Genomic DNA, 17152 nt, shown 5'->3' on the forward strand with positions numbered 1-17152 from the left:
CATCGCGGCTTTCCGCCGCAGCCGCCGCGGATACTTCCAGCCATAACATCTGCCCCGGAGTTCGACCGAGGCGAGGAGATCCGGTGAGTGCTGCCGGTGAGGCATTCCGATCCGATGTGACAGACGGGATGTGGCAGTCCTTTGCTGGGCAAGTGAGCCGCCGGCCGGGAGCGGCGGCACTCATCGATGACGTCGGCAGCCTGACGTATGCCGAACTCGCCGATCTCGTCGACGACTGCTCGGAATCGTTGAGCGCGAGCGGAATTCAGGCCGGGGATCTCATCGGGATCCAGCTGCCCCGCGGCCGAGCCGCAGTCGTCGCGATCCTGGCCGTGCTGCGAGCGGGGGCGGCGTATGTGCCGCTGGACCCGGCGTATCCGGCGGCGCGACTCGACGCGATGATCAACGATGCCCGGCCCCGCGCACTGGTCACCGAGAGTTGTGTCGTCGCCTTGGCGGGCAGTGTGCCGCAGCCGGAGGCCGCGTACGTGATCTTCACGTCGGGAACCAGCGGACGACCCAAGGGTGTCGTGGTTTCGCGACGGGCGCTCGTGGCGTTCAGCGCGGCCGCGGTGGACCGGTATGGCCTCGGCGTCGATGATCGAGTGTTGCAGTTCGCGTCGCTGAGTTTCGACGCCAGCATCGAAGAGCTCGTCCCGGCGCTGAGTTGCGGTGCGGCAGTGGTGCTTCGCGACGAAGACATGATCAGCCGTCCGGACCTGTTCTTCGATCGCTGCGCGGCGCTGGGCGTGACCGTCCTGGACCTGCCGACCGCCTACTGGCACGAGCTGGTCACCGCCCTCGACCGGGGCGAGGCCACGCTGCCCGCGACGGTCCGGCTCACCATCATCGGCGGCGAGGCGGCCCAGCCGGAAGCGGTTCGCCGCTGGCAGCGGGCAGTCGGCAGTGCAACGCGGCTGCTCAACACCTACGGGCCGACGGAGACCACGGTCGTCGCGACCGTCGCGGACCTGACCCGATGGGTCGGCGAGGTGGTCCCGATCGGCACACCGCTGTCCGGGGTGACCTGCCGAGTGGTCGACGCCGACGGCAACCCGGCACAGACCGGTGAACTGCTCATCGGCGGACACACCGTCGCCGAGGGCTATCTGAACCGGCCCGAACTCACCGCGGAGCGATTCCGCCCTGGGCCCGACGGTACGGAATACCGGACCGGTGACCGTGTCCGGTGGCGCGACGGCCAGCTCGAATTCCTGGGCAGGCTCGACGATCAGGTGAAGATTCGCGGCTTCCGGGTCGAGCCCGGCGACATCGAGACGGCACTGCGCGCCATCCCGTCGATCGATGATGCCGTGGTATCGGTCGATGAGCGCGCCGGGCGGTCGGTGCTGATCGGCCATGTCGTGACCGAGCCCGACACCGACCTGGACGCGGTTCGCACGGCACTGCGTGGGACCTTGCCTGCTTACCTGGTGCCCGCCGATATCGTTCGGCACGTTCGGTTTCCGCTGACACCGCAGGGCAAGATCGACCGCGCGGCACTGGCATCGGCCGCGGCAAACGGACGGGTCCGCACCGCACCATGGGCGGGCACCGCGGATCAGGCGAAGATCGCCGCGCTGTGGGAGTCGCTGCTCGGCGTATCCGTCAGTGGCCCCGACGACGACTTCCTCGCGCTCGGCGGCGATTCGCTCAGCGTCGTACGTCTCAGCACCGCCCTCCGCCACGAGTACGGTGTCGAGCTCACGCTGCGCGAGTTGTACGCGGCGCCCACTGTCGCGGCGATCGCGGCGCGACTGGATCGGCACGTCCCCACCACCCCGACTCGGATCACCGATCTGCCGGAAAACGTTCCGCTGCGGCTGAATCCACTGCAACGCGACTTCTGGGTCGCCGAACAGGTCTGCGCCGGACTGCCCGCGCACACGCTGGGCATCCGATACCGGTGGCACGGGCACGTCGACACGGCGGCCCTGGCCACCGCTCTCGCCGACCTCGCCCGCCGCCATCCCCTGCTCAGATCCCGCTTCCTCGACGACGGCGCGGAACCGAGCATGGTGATCGATCCCGACGCGACGATTCCGCTGCTCGATTCCGCTCCGCACACCGACTGCATCGACGTGCGCACCGGCCCGATCGCGCGGGCATTCCTGGTTCGCGGTGACGATGCGGACGAAATGGTGCTCGTCGTGCACCACCTCGCGTTCGACGGTTGGTCGGCGGGCATCGTCGGAGACGAACTCGCACAGCTGTATCGGGCCGCCCGCACCGGCGTCCCCCGTGCGCTGCCATCGGCCACACCTATGCCGGACCTGGCCGAGCTAGCTGCCGCAGCCAAGGCCGATCCCTCGTTGCTCGCCTATTGGCGCGAACGTTTCGACGGCGCGGATCTCGATGTGGAACTACCCGCCGACCGCCCACGCCCGACGGCCCGATCGTTCGCGGCGGCCCGCGTCGCCACCCGCCTCGACCCAGCGCTGCTCGATCGCCTGCGGACCTACGCGCAGAGCCGACGAGCCAGCCTGTTCATGGCGCTGCTGGCAAGTTTGCAGACAGTGCTGTCCCGCTACACATCCCGAACCGACGTCACCATCCTGACTCCGGTCGCCTGCCGTACCGCGAGCGGTCTCGAATCGCTTGTAGGCCCGCTGCTCAACATCTTGCCGATGCGCGGCGACGTCTCCGGCGATCCGTCATTCGCCGAACTACTCGACCGAGTCCGCGACGCAGTACTGCTCGACCTGGACCATCAAGACCTGGCCTTGCCGGACCTGATCGAAGCCCTAGCCCGCCCGGGCAGCGGGAACCGGAATCGGCTCAGCCCGGTCATGCTGACCGTGCACAACACGCCCGAGCCCGGCGACCACACCGTGCGGTACGCGGGTGAAATCGCCCCCGCCGCAACGATGGTGGACCTGGCCGTCGGACTCGATTTCCCGTCCGACGGCGCGGTGCTCAGCATCGACTACGCCACCGAACTGTTCGACGCCGCACGAATCGAAGCACTGCTCGGCCACCTACTGACCGTGCTGGCCGCCGCCATCGCCGAACCGCTCACCCCGGTCGCCCGGCTGCCCATCCTCACCGATGCCGAACACCGTCGCATCGTGCACGAATGGAACGACAGCGCCCGCCCCCACATCGATGCGACCGCCCTACATCAGCTGTTCGAACTTTGTGCCGCAACAACTCCGGACGCTCCGGCACTCACCTTCCGCGACAGCACGATCAGCTACACCGAACTCAACCAACGGGCCAACCGCCTGGCCAGGCGGCTCTGCGCCGAGGGTGTCGCGCAGCGCGAGCGGGTAGCGATCTGCCTCGATCGCGGCTTCGACCTGTTCACTGCGATGTGGGCGGTCCTCAAAGCCGGTGCCGCGTACGTGCCACTCGACCCGGCGTATCCACGGGATCGCCTCGACTACATGCTCGCCGACTGCGGCGCGAAGCTCGTCATCGACGCCGCGTACCTGGACGGCGAAACCCCGGACGACGGTAGCGATTTGCCATTGCGCAACACCGCGGACGACCCGGCCTACTTGATCTACACCTCCGGCTCCACCGGCAAACCCAAGGGCGTCGTGGTGAATCACGGCAACCTGGTGCACGCGGTCGGAATGTGGCGGCACGCCTACGATCTCCGCCCGGAGTGGACGTATCAGCAGGCGGCCAGCTTCTCGTTCGATATGTTCGTCGGTGAGACGCTGCGCGCGCTGACCACCGGCGGTCGATTGGTGATCGTGCCGAGGGAGACCCTGCTCGACCCCGCCGACCTGTACACGTTGATGCGTTCGGAAGGCGTGCAGTGCACGGAACTGGTTCCCGCTGTGCTGCGCACCTTGCTCACCCATGTCGAGCAGATCGGGCACAGCTTGGACTTCGTCCGCGTGCTGATCGGCGGCGGCGAGGAGTGGCGGGTACGGGAATACGAGTTGGCCCAGCGCCTGGTCGGGCCGAAGAACTCGGTGGTCAACGCGTACGGCGTCACCGAGGTCAGCGTCGACAACGTCTGGTTCGCGGGGTCGGTGGAGCATCTGCCCGGCAATGCTCCGCTGCCGATCGGCCGGCCGTTTTCGAACAACCGGGTCTACGTCCTCGACGCACATCGCGCGCCGGTGCCCGCCGGAATCGTCGGCGAGCTGTTCCTCGGCGGCGACGGTGTCACGCCCGGCTACCACGATCGGCCCGAGCTGACCGCCGACCGGTTCGTGCTCGATCCGTTCGCGCCGGAACCCGGTGCGCGGATGTATCGCACGGGCGATGCGGCGCGCTGGCGGCTCGACGGACAGGTCGACTTCCTCGGGCGTCTCGACGGTCAGGTGAAAGTCAACGGCTACCGGGTCGAGATCGGTGAGATCGAGGCCGCGCTCGGCGCATTGCCCGAGGTGGTCGGGTGTGCGGTCACGATGCATACGCCGTCGTCCGGACTCGCGCGGCTGATCGGTTACGTCGTCACCCGCGATGGCGCGGACGCCGACGAGGCCGCGATTCGCGAGGCCCTCGCCACCGAGTTGCCGACGCACATGGTGCCCGCTCGGGTGCTCACGCTGGCCGCGCTCCCGCTGACGCCCAACGCGAAACTCGATCGTCCTCGACTACCTGTCCCGCCCGACGACCTCGGATCGAGTGCGGGGCCTGCGCCGCGTACGCCGACCGAGAAGCACATCGCGGCCGTATGGACTGAGGTACTCGGCGTCGCCGAATTCGGTATCGACGACACGTTTTTCGCGCTCGGCGGTGACTCGTTCGCCGCGCTGAAGGTGATCCGGCGGATCGAGCCCGCGCCCGCGTTGATCGAGCTGTATCAGTACCCCACGGTTCGCAGGCTGGCCGCGTTGCTCGACGGCCGCTCCCCCGGCTTGGTCGCGGAACGCCGAATGTTGCACCGGCTCACCGACACTGACGCCACGACCGACGGCATCACGGTGGTCGCGGTGCCGTATTCCGGTGGCAGCGCCGTCGCCTATCAGCCACTCGCCGAGGCACTTCCGGCGAACTGGGCGTTGTACGCGGCGGAACTGCCCGGCCATGACCGCACCCGCCCGGACGAGGAGTTGCTGCCGGGCACGGTGGTCGCCGAGCTGATTCTCGCCGAGCTACCGGCGATCACCGGGCCGATCCTGTTGTACGGCCACTGCCTCGGTGTCGCGTTGACAGTCGAGCTGGCGCGGCAAGCCGAAGCGGCGGATATCGACCTGGTCGGCGTCGCACTGGGCGCGGGGTTCCCCACGGCGCGGCTGCCCGGCCGGTTCTTCGACTGGTTCTATCGACTCGTACCGACCGATCGGTTTACTTCGGATCGCGAGTACCTGACCTATCTGCGTGGTCGCGGCGGTTTCGTCGACGTCGACGACGCGGAGCAGCAGGCATTCGTGCTGCGCAATGTCCGCCATGACGCACGCGACGCCGAGGAGTACTTCACCGCCGCGTACACCGACCCGCAGAAACCGCTACGCACGCCGGTACTGGCGGTCGTCGGCGCCAAAGACCGTGTCACCGAGCACTACACGGAACGCCATCACGAATGGCGGCACTTCAGCGACGGCGCTCTCGACCTTGCCGTGCTACCCCGAGCCGGGCACTTCTTCGTGAAGAGCCACGCCGAACCACTGGCCGAGGCACTGGTCGATTTCGCCGATCGTGACGCCGAACCCATTGCGCCGGTTGCGGTTCCCGCCGAAGGCTCACCACCCAGCCTGTCCAGGTTCGCACTGGTCGCGCTGGGACAGTTCATCTCGATGGTGGGCAGCGGGCTCAGCGCCCTGGTGCTCAGTATCTGGGTGTTCCAGCAGACCGGATCGATCACCGACTTCGCCGTCGTCAACGCGATCGGACTGCTGCCAGGCATCCTGGTCAGCCCGGTCGCGGGCGCCGCCGCCGACCGCTGGGACCGTCGCCGGGTGATGCTGATCAGCGATGGTGCCGCCGCGGCGGCAATGAGTGTGCTTGCGGTGCTTGTGTTTACCGGCGGTCTGCAACTGTGGCAGATCTATCTCGCCGTCACGGTGACCTCGATCGCCGGGGCGTTCCAGCGGCCCGCCTATCTCGCCGCCGTCGCCCAACTCGTGCCCAAGCGTTATCTCGGGCACGCGAACGGCATCAGCCAACTCGGTGTCGGGGTCGGACTGGTGTTCGCCCCGATGCTCGGGGCCGGGCTGATCGGATTGATCGGCATCGCGGGTGTAATCCTGCTCGACATGCTGACTTTCACCGTCGGCGTGGTCACCCTACTGCTGGTCCGGTTCCCGAATCTGATGTTCCACCGTCGGGAGGAAACCTTCCGCAGCGAGATCGTCAACGGCTGGCGCTACATCACCCGCCGCCCCGGAATGCGTGCCGCCCTGCGCTTCTTCGTCATCGACCACGCCTTCTACACCCTCGGCTTCGCCGTCATCACGCCGATGCTGCTGATCGAACAGTCCCCTACGGTGCTCGGAATCGCCCTGGGTGCAGGCGGATTCGGCGGTCTGGCGGGCAGTCTCGTGATGGGCCTGTGGGGCGGCACCGTTCGCCGCACCAACGGACTGATCATCTTCATGGGTATCGGCAGCCTCGGCATGACCGTCGTCGGACTGGGTAGCTCCCCGACCTTCGTCATCGCGGGCATGTTCCTGCTGACCTTCGGCGAATCCCTGGCCGAGGGGCACTGGATTGCCGTGGTGCAGACCAAGGTCGGTTTCGAACTGCAAGGCCGGGTGCTGTCCATCTTCATCACCGTGATGATGCTGACCATGCCGCTGGGCTACCTGCTGGTCGGCCCGCTCGCCGAACGACACATCCGCCCGCTGCTCGAGCCGGACGGCCCGTTGGCCGCGACCGTGGGCCACGTGATCGGTGTGGGTCCCGGACGCGGGCTGGCCATGCTCGTCGTCCTCAGCGGCCTGCTGCAACTCGCCTGGGCGGTGCGCGGCTGGCTCGATACCCGCCTGCGCCTGCTCGAAGACCACCTGCCCGACGCCCTGCCACCCGCCGAGATCGACTCCCGGGACGACCTGCAACGCCTCGCCGACGCTCAACTTCTCCGCTGAAAGGCCGACCGTGCCCGCCTCACCCCTGACCACCGCGCCGACCGACGCGTACGCCACACCCCTCATCGATGCCGGTGAGCTCGTGCCGGGAACCCGAATCCTGATCAAGGACGAAACCCGTTACGCCTCAGGCAGTCACAAGGAGCCGGCCGCCCGCGCGGTCGTCGCCCGTGCCATTGCCGACGGCTACCAGCGGGTCGTCATCGCGACGTGCGGCAACTACGGCCGCGCCATGGCCATGGCGTGTGCCGCGGCCGACATCGCCTGCACCGTGGTGCTGCCCACCGGGTGGAGCGACGGTGGTGCGTTCATGCGGGATGCCGGTGCCGACGTGCACCTTGTTCCGGGCAACTATGAGGACGCCGTCGACGAATCCCGTCTCCTCGCCCGCATCGACGGCTCGATCGACGGGAACGTCGACGGGCCGTACGTGGACTCGGTGTTCGACGGTCACGGTGTCGTCGTGCACGCCCTGCGCGTCGCGCTCACGGAACCGCCTGCCGCGCTGTGGATTCCGGTCGGCAACGGCACCACCATCATCGCGGTGCACCGGCAGCTGCGCGCGATCGGCTGGTCGGTGCCGATCAACGGCGTCGGTTCCGCCGCCAACAATCCCGTGGTGACCAGCTGGCCCGGTGCGTACCAGATGCTGCCACCAGAGGGTGTCGTCACCACCGATCACAATCAGCCGCTCGTCAATTGGCATGCGCTGCAAGGCCCCGAGGCAATGGCTGCGGTGGCCGAGTCCGGTGGTGCGGTGTTCGGAGCCGATGATGCCGAACTGCTCGCCGCCAGGGACCTGCTGGCCGAACACGGTGCTCACCCGACCCCCTCCGGCGCGGTCGCCCTCGCCGGACTGCTCGGTCACGCCCGCAACAATCCCCTCACCGGAACCCACGTAGTCCTGCTCAGCGGCCGCTGACCTGAGTCGAGAAGATCAGATGACCCACCATGCTCCGGGCCTGCTGTTCGCCCGTGCCCGGACCACTGTCGCCGACGAGCGCGTCTTCCTCGCCAAACTGGCGCTGCTCGCCGTGCTGACCGCGCTCGGCGTCGTGCTCGCGCTGCGGCCGGAACCGATCGCGCTGATCGTCGGCGTGCTGCTGTTGGCGGCCATGTACACTCACGCCGTCGAGCTGCAACATCAGGCGTTGCACCACTCCGCTTTTCGCACCGCATGGCCGCATCGGCTGGTCGGCGTACCGCTCGGCCTGCCGCTGCTGGTCGTCTACACCAACTACCGCGTCCGTCACCTGCAGCACCACCGCCACCTCGGAACACCAAGGGACACCGAGTTCTTCGGTTTCGACACCCGCAAGCCGCTGACCATCGGCCTGCTGCTGCGCGGCATGTTCGACTACGCGCGACTCGTGGTGGTCGTCCGCGACGTGCTGCGCGCGGCGACCGGACGCTGGCAGTACGAACACGGCGACATCAGCAGCACGATGCGCCGCCGGACCATCACCGAACACCTGATCCTCGGCGCGCTACTGCTCGGTGCCGGCACCCTGGCCGTAGCCGGACACCACGACCTCGTCCTCCGACTCTGGTTGCTACCCTTGCTGTTCGCGGTCCCGATGCACTTCCTGGTCGAACTCCCCGAACACATCCTCTGCGACACCGAGACGACCGACGTCCTCCGCAACACCCGCTCCATCCGCGGCAGCCGCCTGTCCACCTGGTTCACCAACGGCAACAACCTGCACATCGAACATCACGCGGCAATGTCGGTGCCGCTCAACCAATTACCCGCCCGGCACGACGAGGTCCGCCAGCGCGCGGTCCACGTCGAACGCACCTACCTCGACTTCTACCGCACCCTGTGGCGGGCGATCCGGTGAGTGTCATTGCTGCCACGTACGTTTCAGCTCGGTCAGTAGCTCGACGAACATCGCGAAGCTCTGATCCACGCGTTCGCGATCGTTCGTGGCCAGCAGATCGAGTTGCAGGCCCCGTGCCTGAGCCACGATCATCGACGCCACCAGCGGCGCCTGCTCGGCGGGGCAGCCCTCCGCGATGACGAGGTCCTGCATCAGCGTCAATGAGTCACGAACCACCTGCTGTAGGTACCGCTCGTAGGTGGCCGGTTCACGCACAGCTTGGGCGTAGATCTCGAACAGCAACCGGTAGACGGGCAGGTTGTGCGACGCTGTCGTCCGCTGCCACCATTGCCGCAGCCGTTCGACGTGATGCGGTGTGCCTGCCGCGTCCGCCGTGTCGGCCATCCGCTGCCGCAGCAGCTCGACCACCTCGGTGAGCAGCCGCTCCTTCGATCCGAAGTGGTGCAACAGGGTTCCGTGACTGACGCCGACCGCCGTGGCCAGCGAACGCAGCGACAGGCCGCCGACGCCGTGCTCCAGCACAAAGTCGGCGACCATGTTCAGCAACTCGGGACGTCGCTGCTGATGGCGAAGGCGACGGCCGTCGACGCGGTCGGTGCTCACTCGAATGACGGTAGCGGCCAGGCCGGTCAGCCGCCGCTGACTGGCCCGGTTGGCACTTTCGCGCCTGCCGAACCGGGTCTGTTGATATACACCGTGACCGGTGCGGAACCGGTGCCTTCCACGGTCACTACCCGCGCTCCGGGGGGCGAGGTGACCTTGCCGCCGTCGACGCGGATCTCGTAGCCGTTCGGGTAGTGCCGGTCGGAGACGTAGATTTCGGTCGGCGCGGCGAGAGCGCGCGGCGTGTAGCGATAGGCGAAATCGCCGGTGGCGGAATCGAAGACCAGCCGACCCGGGGTGCCCGCGGTCGCTCGTGGGTACGTGCGGACCAGGTCGCGGCCGATGTCGCCGAGGAACGGGTCGGGCTTGGGCCCGCCTGGGCCGAAACTGGACGCGTAATGCCAGTACTGCCAGCCGATGAATCGCTCATCGGCGCGCACGAGGGTGTTGCGCAGCACCGTCGCGTCGCCGTCACCGAATTCCGTTACCAATGTGGGGATTCCGGTACGACGGGCGAATGCATCGATGTTGCCCCAGGTCTTGTCCTGCTGCACCGGGCACACTCCGCGTAGCTCTTCGGGCAGGCCCAGATAGATCGCCAGCTGGCTGGGGATGCAGTAGTCGTGCGGGGCGAAGACGATATCGGGCGAGGTGATCGGTGGGTTCTTGCCCAGGTTCGTCGGCATGGTCTCGTTCCATGTCACGTTCGGCTCCCAGAAGACCGGAATTCCGGTGTTGCGAGCCCGCACCGCGTCCGTCAGTTTCTGCATGGCCGCTTGGTATTTGGCGTCGAAGCCGGGGCAGCCGTTCGGGAAGCAGGTGTGGAACGCCGATCCGGGCCACGGCTCGTTCATCAGCTCGATGCCGAGCACCCCGGCCCGTCCGTTCGTCCTCGCGGCCAGCGCCGCCAGCGCCTGGCCGAGATAGTCGAGCACCCCATTGCTGTTGTCCCACACCTCATCCCAGCCGCGATTCATGCTCGGCATCAGGTAGTACAGCGGGAAACCGGGATTCGGCTCCCAGACGGGAGGCCGCGACTTCAGCGACCATTCCGGAAAACCGTTGCCACCCCAGATCTTCGACAATCCGTCCTGGTGGTGGTCGAGCAGGGTGTAAATGCCGTGCGCCGCAAGCGTATCGATCACCGTGCCGATGCGATCGAGGTACGCGGTGTCGACCACGCCGCGGGTCGGCATCAGCCCGTCGAAACTCACGCCGAGCCGCACGGTGTTGAATCCGTGCCCCGCCAGCAGCGCCGCGTCCGCATCGGTCAGCGTGAAGCCGTCGCCGGGTTCGACGTACGGGGCTTGCTTGTCGACGTTGTTGACGCCGTGCAGCAGCACTTTGCGCCCGAGCGCATCGACGAGATAGCTCCCCTCGGCCTTGACCTGGCTGATCGACGGCACCGCCGGGGCGGACTGCGCGGGCGCGGGGAGCGCGACCAGGCCCGCGCTGCCGATCGCCGCGACCGCGGCACCGACTATCCATCGTCGCCCGCGCGCCCGCACCCCGGCCAATGTCGTTCTCATGAATCTGCGCATTGGCATCTCCGCTCGCGTGACCGACAACGGGCTTAATGGTCACACGTCCAGTTCAAGCGAACATAGTTGCCTCGACTTCCCCAGTCGTCTGGGGAAATCCAAGATTCAACCAACGCCGTTTACCGGATGTTTGCCCAATTCCCAATCGACAACTCATGGGATGTTTCTTTGCTTTGCTACACAATCCCTTCGGACCGCACGATGGTGACGGCATCCACGCACGACCACCTGCGAGACACGCTCACTCGCAGCACGAAGATAGGACCTGATGCCAGCCTTGAGAAAGCGGTCCCGGCCGTCGCCGCATGTCGATCCAGTTAGTAGCGGAGCCCGCTCGATACGCCTCGATGAATCGGCATGCCGCCAGGTCGCTAACCAAGATCCATTGTCGGCCGACGCATTGTTGGCGAACCTGCCCGCAATGAATGCCGCGGCCGATGTGCGCGAACTCGCCAAAGCGTTTCGGCAATTGGTGTGGCGCGCCCGTGAAGTAGAACTGCTGCGGGTTCCCGACCGGCTGGCGGCAATGCGCGATGTCGGCATGTTCCTCTCGTCCTTGCAGCGCCACGGCGTCGAGCCCCTCGAAGCGGTGCCCGAAGCGACGGACATGCTGCTGGCGTGGGGTCTCTCGGTGGATATGGTCCCGCGCGATACCGTGCTGCACTACGGCGTCTGGAACCCCGCGGGCAAGCGTCAGCGGATGTTCCTCGGCGATCGTCAGGAGAACGTGCTGATCGACGCCGTCCGGGTCGGCACGATGCTGATCGACGAGATCGCTCCGACGCTGGCCGGATTGGCCCAGCTGCACCCGCGCGACGTCGCGTTCGGCGAGATCTGCCACGCGGCAGCGGACCAGCTGGAAACGCTGCCGGAGATCATGAACGACGTCTACCGCAACGTCGATCCGGTCAAGTTCTACGCCTCCCGGTTGGGACCGTTCATGACGGACGTGGTCGTCGCCGACCGCCAGTACTACGGTCCGGCACCCGTGCACGTCCCGCTCTACTTGATCGACCGTCTCGTGTGGTCGTCCGACCACGGCGACGCCGACCTGCGGTACTTCCAGAACGATCTGGTCAGATACGGGCTACCGCAGTGGCGGCGTTTGTTCCAGCACACCGAGCGCGCCCCGTCCCTGGTCACCCGGCTCGTGCGCGAATTCGACCACCCCGCAGGGCCACCCGCGACCAGGGTCGCCGACGCGATGGACGGCGTCATTCGAATCATGAACGGCCTGGTCACCTTTCGCACCACGCACAATCTGCTGGCAGGCGGCGCGTACACCGACGATTCCCGATACTCGACGGGGACCGCAGGTGTCAGCCCCGGACTCCTGAACCACATCCTCACGCTCACCCGCGACTGCGCACAGTACGCGCGCTCCCGCCGCACCGGCACGAGATCCTGAGTCCCGCTACATCATTCGACAGTGTCGTCTTCCGCCGCCCACCGCACGTGCTCCTGTTCTGCCCACCGCTTCGATACCTTCCCGGTGAGCATGCCGCGCATGGCTTCGGCGTCGCGTAGCGCGTACATCAGGTGGCCGACCACCAGGATGCCGAAGGCGAGCGCGAACCAGTCGTGCATCAATGTCGCACCGGTGCGCCAGGCGAGCCGGGTCCAGTCCGGGAAGAACATGATCACGCCGGTGCCGAGCAGCACGAAGATCGATCCGGCGCTCAACGCCGCGTTGAGTTTCTGTCCGGCATTGAACTTCCCGACGTCTTCGCCGGACAGGCGACGGCCTTTGAACCGAAGCCACAGCCAGTCGGATCGGGTGAAACGGTTGAGCCTCGACAGGTCGGCGCGGTACGCGCGGGAAGCCAGGCCGACAACGATCGGCACCGGCAGCGCGAAACCGCAATAGACGTGCACGATTTCGACGATGTGCCGGTTGCCGACCAGCACCGCGAGCGAGCCGTTGTAGAGGATCGCCGCGGTGACGATGCAGATGAGGACGAGCACGCCGGTCAGCCAATGCACCCAGCGCTCGGCCCGGCTGAACCGGTGCAGGTCGCGCTCGGTCGAGTCAGCTGGTCGGGTCATCGTTGCGCCCATTCGATTGGCCGACCCATCCGTCGATCGAGTAGCCCCGATGCTCCCAATAGCCGGGCACGACGTCCTTGGTCAGCTCGATTCCGGAGAGCCACTTGCAGCTCTTGTAGCCGTACATCGGCGCGACGTAGAGCCGAACCGGTCCGCCGTGATCGTGCGTGACCGGACCGTCGAGCATCTCCAGTGCGACGAGCACATCCGCACGCCTGGCCTGCTCGAGGGTGAGGCTCTCGGAATACGCGCCGTCGAAGGAGGTTAACCGCACCGCCTTCGCGGCGCTGTCCACCCCGGCATCGTCGAGCAGATCGGCCAGCCGAACACCGCGCCACCGTACTTCGGGCACCCGCCAACCGGTCACACACTGGAAGTCGCGCACCAGCTCCTGCTGCGGCATCGCCTGTAGATCGCCGAGAGTATGGCTGCGAGGCGCGTCTACCAGGCCGGTGATGTCGAGCCGATAGTCGCTCGCGTCCCGCTTCGGAACGCTGCTGGTGACGGAGTAGAAGCGAAAGGTGTTGCCCAGTGGGAAGAGTCCGACCAGCCCGGTCGGATCGCGGTTGCCGATCGGCCCGAGCACCGCCGCCAGCCCCTTCTGCAGCGAGGCGCCGCCGAGCACTCCCGCGGCACCGGCGGCCAGCAATCCCAGCACCACCCGGCGCCCGACAGGCGCGCCGAGGCGCTCCTGATCGGAACTCTCGTCGACGGGCACACCTCTACTATCCACCGACTCCCCCGACCGCGGCCCAACCGGCGCTACTGTTGCGTCGAAACCGCCATCAAGCGGTACATACGAAAGGCAGCCTCATGCGCAGCCCTATTCTCGTCGCGCTCGGCGTCATCATCGGACTCGCCGGACTTCTCTGGTCGTTGCAAGGCTTCGGTGTGGTCTCGGGAAGCCCGATGAGCAACACCGTCACCTGGTCGATCATCGGCCCCATCGTGCTGATCGCCGGGGTGCTGCTGGCCGTGTGGGGCTGGCGGGGACGCGCATCGCGCTAGCCGAACATAGCTGCGCTGCCAGCACATTCGCTCCCCCGAAGCGTGAATTCCAGGCCAGCGCTTGACCGGAAATCGAGAGTGAGTGTACAGTCACTCACATGACAAGGCGCGGAGCAACACTCTCCACCTCGGAGGTTCGACGGGATGCCGTTGTCGATGCCGCGATCACCGAATTCGCGCGGACCGGTTACCACGGCACGCCGATCAACAACGTGGCAGCGAAGGCGGCGATCTCACCGGCCTACGTGTTCAAGCTGTTCCCAGGCAAGATCGCTCTGTTCGTGGCGGCGCTCGACCGCTGCTTCGAACTGGTCGAACAGGCCCTTTCGGCGGGCGCCGTCCGCGCCGACAGTGCCGACCCGGACGCAGTCCTGCACGAAATGGGCGGCGCGTACGCACAACTCATCGCGGACAAGAGCCTGTTGATGCTGCAGGTGCACGCACTCTCGGCCTCGGACATTCCGGAGATCGCGGACGCGATGCGGCGCGGCATTGCCCGGGTGACGAGCTTCGCCAAGACGCGATCCGGCGCCGGGGACGGCGCTGTCCAACTATTCATGGCGTACGGCCAGCTCTGCCACCTGATCGTCACCCTCGACCTCGACAGCAACGATGGCGACTGGGCCGCGGTACTCACCGACGGCATGCGCCACCCCAACGCTCACTAGATCCACAAAAACAGCCCCTACGCAGGGGCTCATCTTCAGCCCAACGAGTGACTGACCAGTCACGCACTAGGAGTTTCCGATGACCATCCCCACGCAGCCCGTCACCGCAGTACAGATCATCCTGCCCGGCCAGGTAGAGCCGGACGGCCTGCTGGTGACCAAGCGTCCGCTGCAGGCCCCAGGACCGGACCAGGTCCTAGTCCGCGTCGAGGCGTCCGGCGTCTCGTTCGCCGAACAGCAGATGCGTCGCGGCAAGTACTACGACCAGCCGCCGTTCCCCTTCGTGCCCGGCTACGACCTCGTCGGCACGGTCACCGCGGCCGGCTCGGCAGTCGACCAGGCGCTGATCGGCCGCCGGGTCGCCGCGCTGACCAAGGTCGGTGGCTGGAGCAGCCACATCGTGCTGGACGCAGCGGATCTCGTCCCGGTGCCGTCGGCGCTCGACCCGGCCGAGGCGGAAACCTTTGTGGTGAACGGGATCACGGCGTGGCAGATGCTGTACCGGATCGCCAAGGTCAAGCGGGGTCAGACCATTCTCGTGCACGGCGCCAACGGCGGCGTCGGCTCCACTCTGGTCCAGCTCGCCCGTGCCGCAGGCATCCGGGTGATCGGCACCGCGTCCGCCCGGAACGCGGCGGCCGTCGAGGCGCTCGGCGCCACCGCCGTCGACTACCGCGGCGATGTGGCGCAACAGGTTCGGGCGCTGGCCCCCGAGGGCGTCGACGCGGTGTTCGATCACGTCGGCGGCCCCGGCATCTACGATTCGTTCGGCCTGCTCGCCCCGCACGGCACACTGGTGTCCTACGGCACCGCGTCGACCAAGGACGATACGGGCAACTCGCGCCTGCCCGTCCTGAAACTGTTCGGGCAGCTGATGCTGTGGAACACTTTGCCCAACAAGCGAAATGCGCACTTCTACAACATCTGGGCAGGCAAGCGCAACCTCACCCGCTTCCGCAACCACCTCACCGAAGACCTCGCCGCAGTCTTCGACCTCGCCGTCAACGGCACCCTGCGCGCCCAGGTCGCCGCCCGCATCCCGCTCTCCCAGGCCGCACGAGCCCTCGAACTCGCCGAGTCCGGCACCGTCACCGGCAAGGTCGTCATCGTGCCGGACCCACAGTCCTGAACCTCCTCGTGTTCGCCGTGCGCTACCGCCGCAACGTTGTCCACCGAACGCGCTCAGGTGCCGTTCAGCGGTAGCGTGCGGCGGTGATGTGCCACTCGGCACCCCCGCCCATCCAGGCACGCACACCGCGCAGGAAGCGCTGCAACTCCGGCATCGGGACCTCCCGCATGCGCCGGTGACCGTCACGGAAGTCGCGCACGAGCTGGTTGTGCAGATCGACCGTGATCTCGGTCGCGTCGGAAAGCGAACAGCGTCGGTCGGCCGCGATCTGTAACACCATGTTGGGCAACGGCTTCTCGTCGGCGGCATCCTTGGTCACCGAAACCAGGTCGTTCAGTACCACCGATGCCAGGCCCGCCTGATTGGCCAATCGCCGCACGTCCGGGTCGTAGAAAACGTTGGCAGGCAACTCATATCCGCCGACCGGGTCGACGAGCGTCATGGAGGTGAAGAAGCTGTCGTGCTGGCGGGCGGCCAGATACTCCCACGTCGGGGGATACTTCTCCGTATGCCGCCAGGCGGCGTAGGCCGTCCACGACACGAACATCGCGAAACTGGCGTAGCAGGCGCGCTGCACCTGGGCGGGGGTGCCACGCTCGGCCAGGTATCGCACTCCGGACTGCAACGCCGCGAGCACTGGTTCGGATCGGATCCGCTCTGCCAGCGGAGGGTCGAATTCACCAACGGGCGCAAGGGGATCCAACGCCATCATGGCCACCATCAGCCGCGGCGGCAGCTTCTCCGGCAGTGCACCCTTGTCGGTGTCGTCGGCGTAGCGGTCATCGGCGGCCCACCAGGCGGCGTTCAGCCAGGCCGCGATCATCAACTGATCCGTATCGTCCGAATCCGGGTGGGCGAGCATCGCGAGGCGACCGAACCCGTTGTCGCGCAACTCCTCGGACCCCTCCTTGTCGAACCCGCACTCGGCTCCCCATTCGCCCACCCGTGCGTCGAGCAGATCGCCGAGTGCTGTGTCGATCCGCTCCGGAGCGGGAAGGTACAGCGGCGGTCCGGACCCATCACCCCACGACCGATCGATGTACCCCTCATCCGGTTCGTGGTCGAACACCCTCGGCAGCGTGGACCGGAATGCGCGCGCTGCCGAAGTGCCCAGGCCCTTCGGCAGCGTGGACAGGAGTGTCTGCGCGGCCGAAGTGCCCACGCCCCTCGGCCCGATGGATTGTTGGTACGGAGTCGGCGACACCGGCTTGCCCGGATTCCGGACGGGCGTGAATTCTCTAGCGTTCATGCAAGATTCCCCTCATCCTCGGTCGAACAACGTACAAAAACGGTAGACGCTGAACACCGGTACCCGCGCCGTCCCGGC

12 protein-coding genes are annotated in these 17152 nt (G+C 67.0%); 7 read left to right on the forward strand and 5 right to left on the reverse strand.

The genetic code is table 11. From position 1 onward, the window contains the following. The first annotated feature begins 83 nt into the window (after positions 1 to 83). From ACQPW1_RS26535 to ACQPW1_RS26545, 3 genes are read left to right on the forward strand one after another with little or no spacing between them, the layout of a single operon-like run. Entirely contained in the window at positions 84 to 6989 is a 6906-nt protein-coding gene (locus tag ACQPW1_RS26535) for an amino acid adenylation domain-containing protein (RefSeq protein WP_433654255.1), read from the forward strand. Between the two features lie 10 nt (positions 6990 to 6999). Next, positions 7000 to 7911, forward strand: coding sequence for a pyridoxal-phosphate dependent enzyme (locus ACQPW1_RS26540; RefSeq protein ID WP_433654256.1), 912 nt, complete (start codon positions 7000 to 7002; stop codon positions 7909 to 7911). Positions 7912 to 7930: 19 nt separating this feature from the next. After that, complete coding sequence (locus ACQPW1_RS26545) at positions 7931 to 8830, forward strand: fatty acid desaturase family protein (RefSeq protein WP_433654257.1); 900 nt, start codon at positions 7931 to 7933, stop codon at positions 8828 to 8830. A 3-nt stretch (positions 8831 to 8833) separates the two neighbouring features. Here ACQPW1_RS26545 and ACQPW1_RS26550 read toward each other — a convergent pair whose 3' ends face one another. Together ACQPW1_RS26550 and ACQPW1_RS26555 are read right to left on the reverse strand one after the other, a co-directional pair. Next, a complete protein-coding gene (locus ACQPW1_RS26550) occupies positions 8834 to 9433 on the reverse strand; it encodes a TetR/AcrR family transcriptional regulator (protein ID WP_433654258.1) in 600 nt (199 codons plus the stop codon). A gap of 26 nt (positions 9434 to 9459) precedes the next feature. Then, positions 9460 to 10962, reverse strand: a complete 1503-nt coding sequence (locus tag ACQPW1_RS26555) for a cellulase family glycosylhydrolase (protein ID WP_433654259.1) — start codon at positions 10960 to 10962, stop codon at positions 9460 to 9462. 397 nt (positions 10963 to 11359) lie between these two features. Here ACQPW1_RS26555 and ACQPW1_RS26560 point away from each other — a divergent pair, with 397 nt between their 5' ends. Continuing rightward, complete coding sequence (locus ACQPW1_RS26560) at positions 11360 to 12382, forward strand: monodechloroaminopyrrolnitrin synthase PrnB family protein (protein WP_433654261.1); 1023 nt, start codon at positions 11360 to 11362, stop codon at positions 12380 to 12382. A gap of 11 nt (positions 12383 to 12393) precedes the next feature. Here ACQPW1_RS26560 and ACQPW1_RS26565 read toward each other — a convergent pair whose 3' ends face one another. Further along, positions 12394 to 13020: a cytochrome b/b6 domain-containing protein gene (locus ACQPW1_RS26565; RefSeq protein WP_433654262.1), complete on the reverse strand. Its 627-nt coding sequence runs from the start codon at positions 13018 to 13020 to the stop codon at positions 12394 to 12396. After that, entirely contained in the window at positions 13004 to 13738 is a 735-nt protein-coding gene (locus ACQPW1_RS26570; RefSeq protein ID WP_433654263.1) for a molybdopterin-dependent oxidoreductase, read from the reverse strand. The genes ACQPW1_RS26565 and ACQPW1_RS26570 overlap by 17 nt, the downstream gene beginning before the upstream one ends. A gap of 95 nt (positions 13739 to 13833) precedes the next feature. On the opposite strand from ACQPW1_RS26570, the gene ACQPW1_RS26575 reads away from it, so the two are divergent. The 3 genes from ACQPW1_RS26575 (at position 13834) to ACQPW1_RS26585 (ending at position 15825) form a co-directional block, all read left to right on the forward strand. After that, positions 13834 to 14028 (forward strand): hypothetical protein, encoded by a 195-nt coding sequence (locus ACQPW1_RS26575; RefSeq protein WP_433654264.1) that lies wholly within the window; start codon positions 13834 to 13836, stop codon positions 14026 to 14028. Positions 14029 to 14126: 98 nt separating this feature from the next. Beyond that, positions 14127 to 14696 (forward strand): TetR/AcrR family transcriptional regulator, encoded by a 570-nt coding sequence (locus ACQPW1_RS26580; RefSeq protein ID WP_433654265.1) that lies wholly within the window; start codon positions 14127 to 14129, stop codon positions 14694 to 14696. 79 nt (positions 14697 to 14775) lie between these two features. Continuing rightward, positions 14776 to 15825, forward strand: a complete 1050-nt coding sequence (locus tag ACQPW1_RS26585; RefSeq protein ID WP_433654266.1) for a medium chain dehydrogenase/reductase family protein — start codon at positions 14776 to 14778, stop codon at positions 15823 to 15825. 64 nt (positions 15826 to 15889) lie between these two features. Here the strand turns inward: ACQPW1_RS26585 and ACQPW1_RS26590 are convergent, their stop codons facing one another. After that, positions 15890 to 17074: a family 2 encapsulin nanocompartment cargo protein terpene cyclase gene (locus ACQPW1_RS26590; RefSeq protein WP_433654267.1), complete on the reverse strand. Its 1185-nt coding sequence runs from the start codon at positions 17072 to 17074 to the stop codon at positions 15890 to 15892. Positions 17075 to 17152: the final 78 nt, after the last annotated feature.

This window comes from Nocardia sp. CA-128927, from assembly GCF_050955855.1.
GTDB lineage: Bacteria > Actinomycetota > Actinomycetes > Mycobacteriales > Mycobacteriaceae > Nocardia.

Bases quoted from the DNA above. Each gene is read 5' to 3' on its own strand.
- ACQPW1_RS26545 (WP_433654257.1), top strand. From the start codon at position 7,931: ATGACCCACCATGCTCCGGGCCTGCTGTTCGCCCGTGCCCGGACCACT.
- ACQPW1_RS26555 (WP_433654259.1), bottom strand. From the start codon at position 10,962: ATGAGAACGACATTGGCCGGGGTGCGGGCGCGCGGGCGACGATGGATA.
- ACQPW1_RS26565 (WP_433654262.1), bottom strand. From the start codon at position 13,020: ATGACCCGACCAGCTGACTCGACCGAGCGCGACCTGCACCGGTTCAGC.
- ACQPW1_RS26575 (WP_433654264.1), top strand. From the start codon at position 13,834: ATGCGCAGCCCTATTCTCGTCGCGCTCGGCGTCATCATCGGACTCGCC.
- ACQPW1_RS26580 (WP_433654265.1), top strand. From the start codon at position 14,127: ATGACAAGGCGCGGAGCAACACTCTCCACCTCGGAGGTTCGACGGGAT.
- ACQPW1_RS26585 (WP_433654266.1), top strand. From the start codon at position 14,776: ATGACCATCCCCACGCAGCCCGTCACCGCAGTACAGATCATCCTGCCC.
- ACQPW1_RS26590 (WP_433654267.1), bottom strand. From the start codon at position 17,074: ATGAACGCTAGAGAATTCACGCCCGTCCGGAATCCGGGCAAGCCGGTG.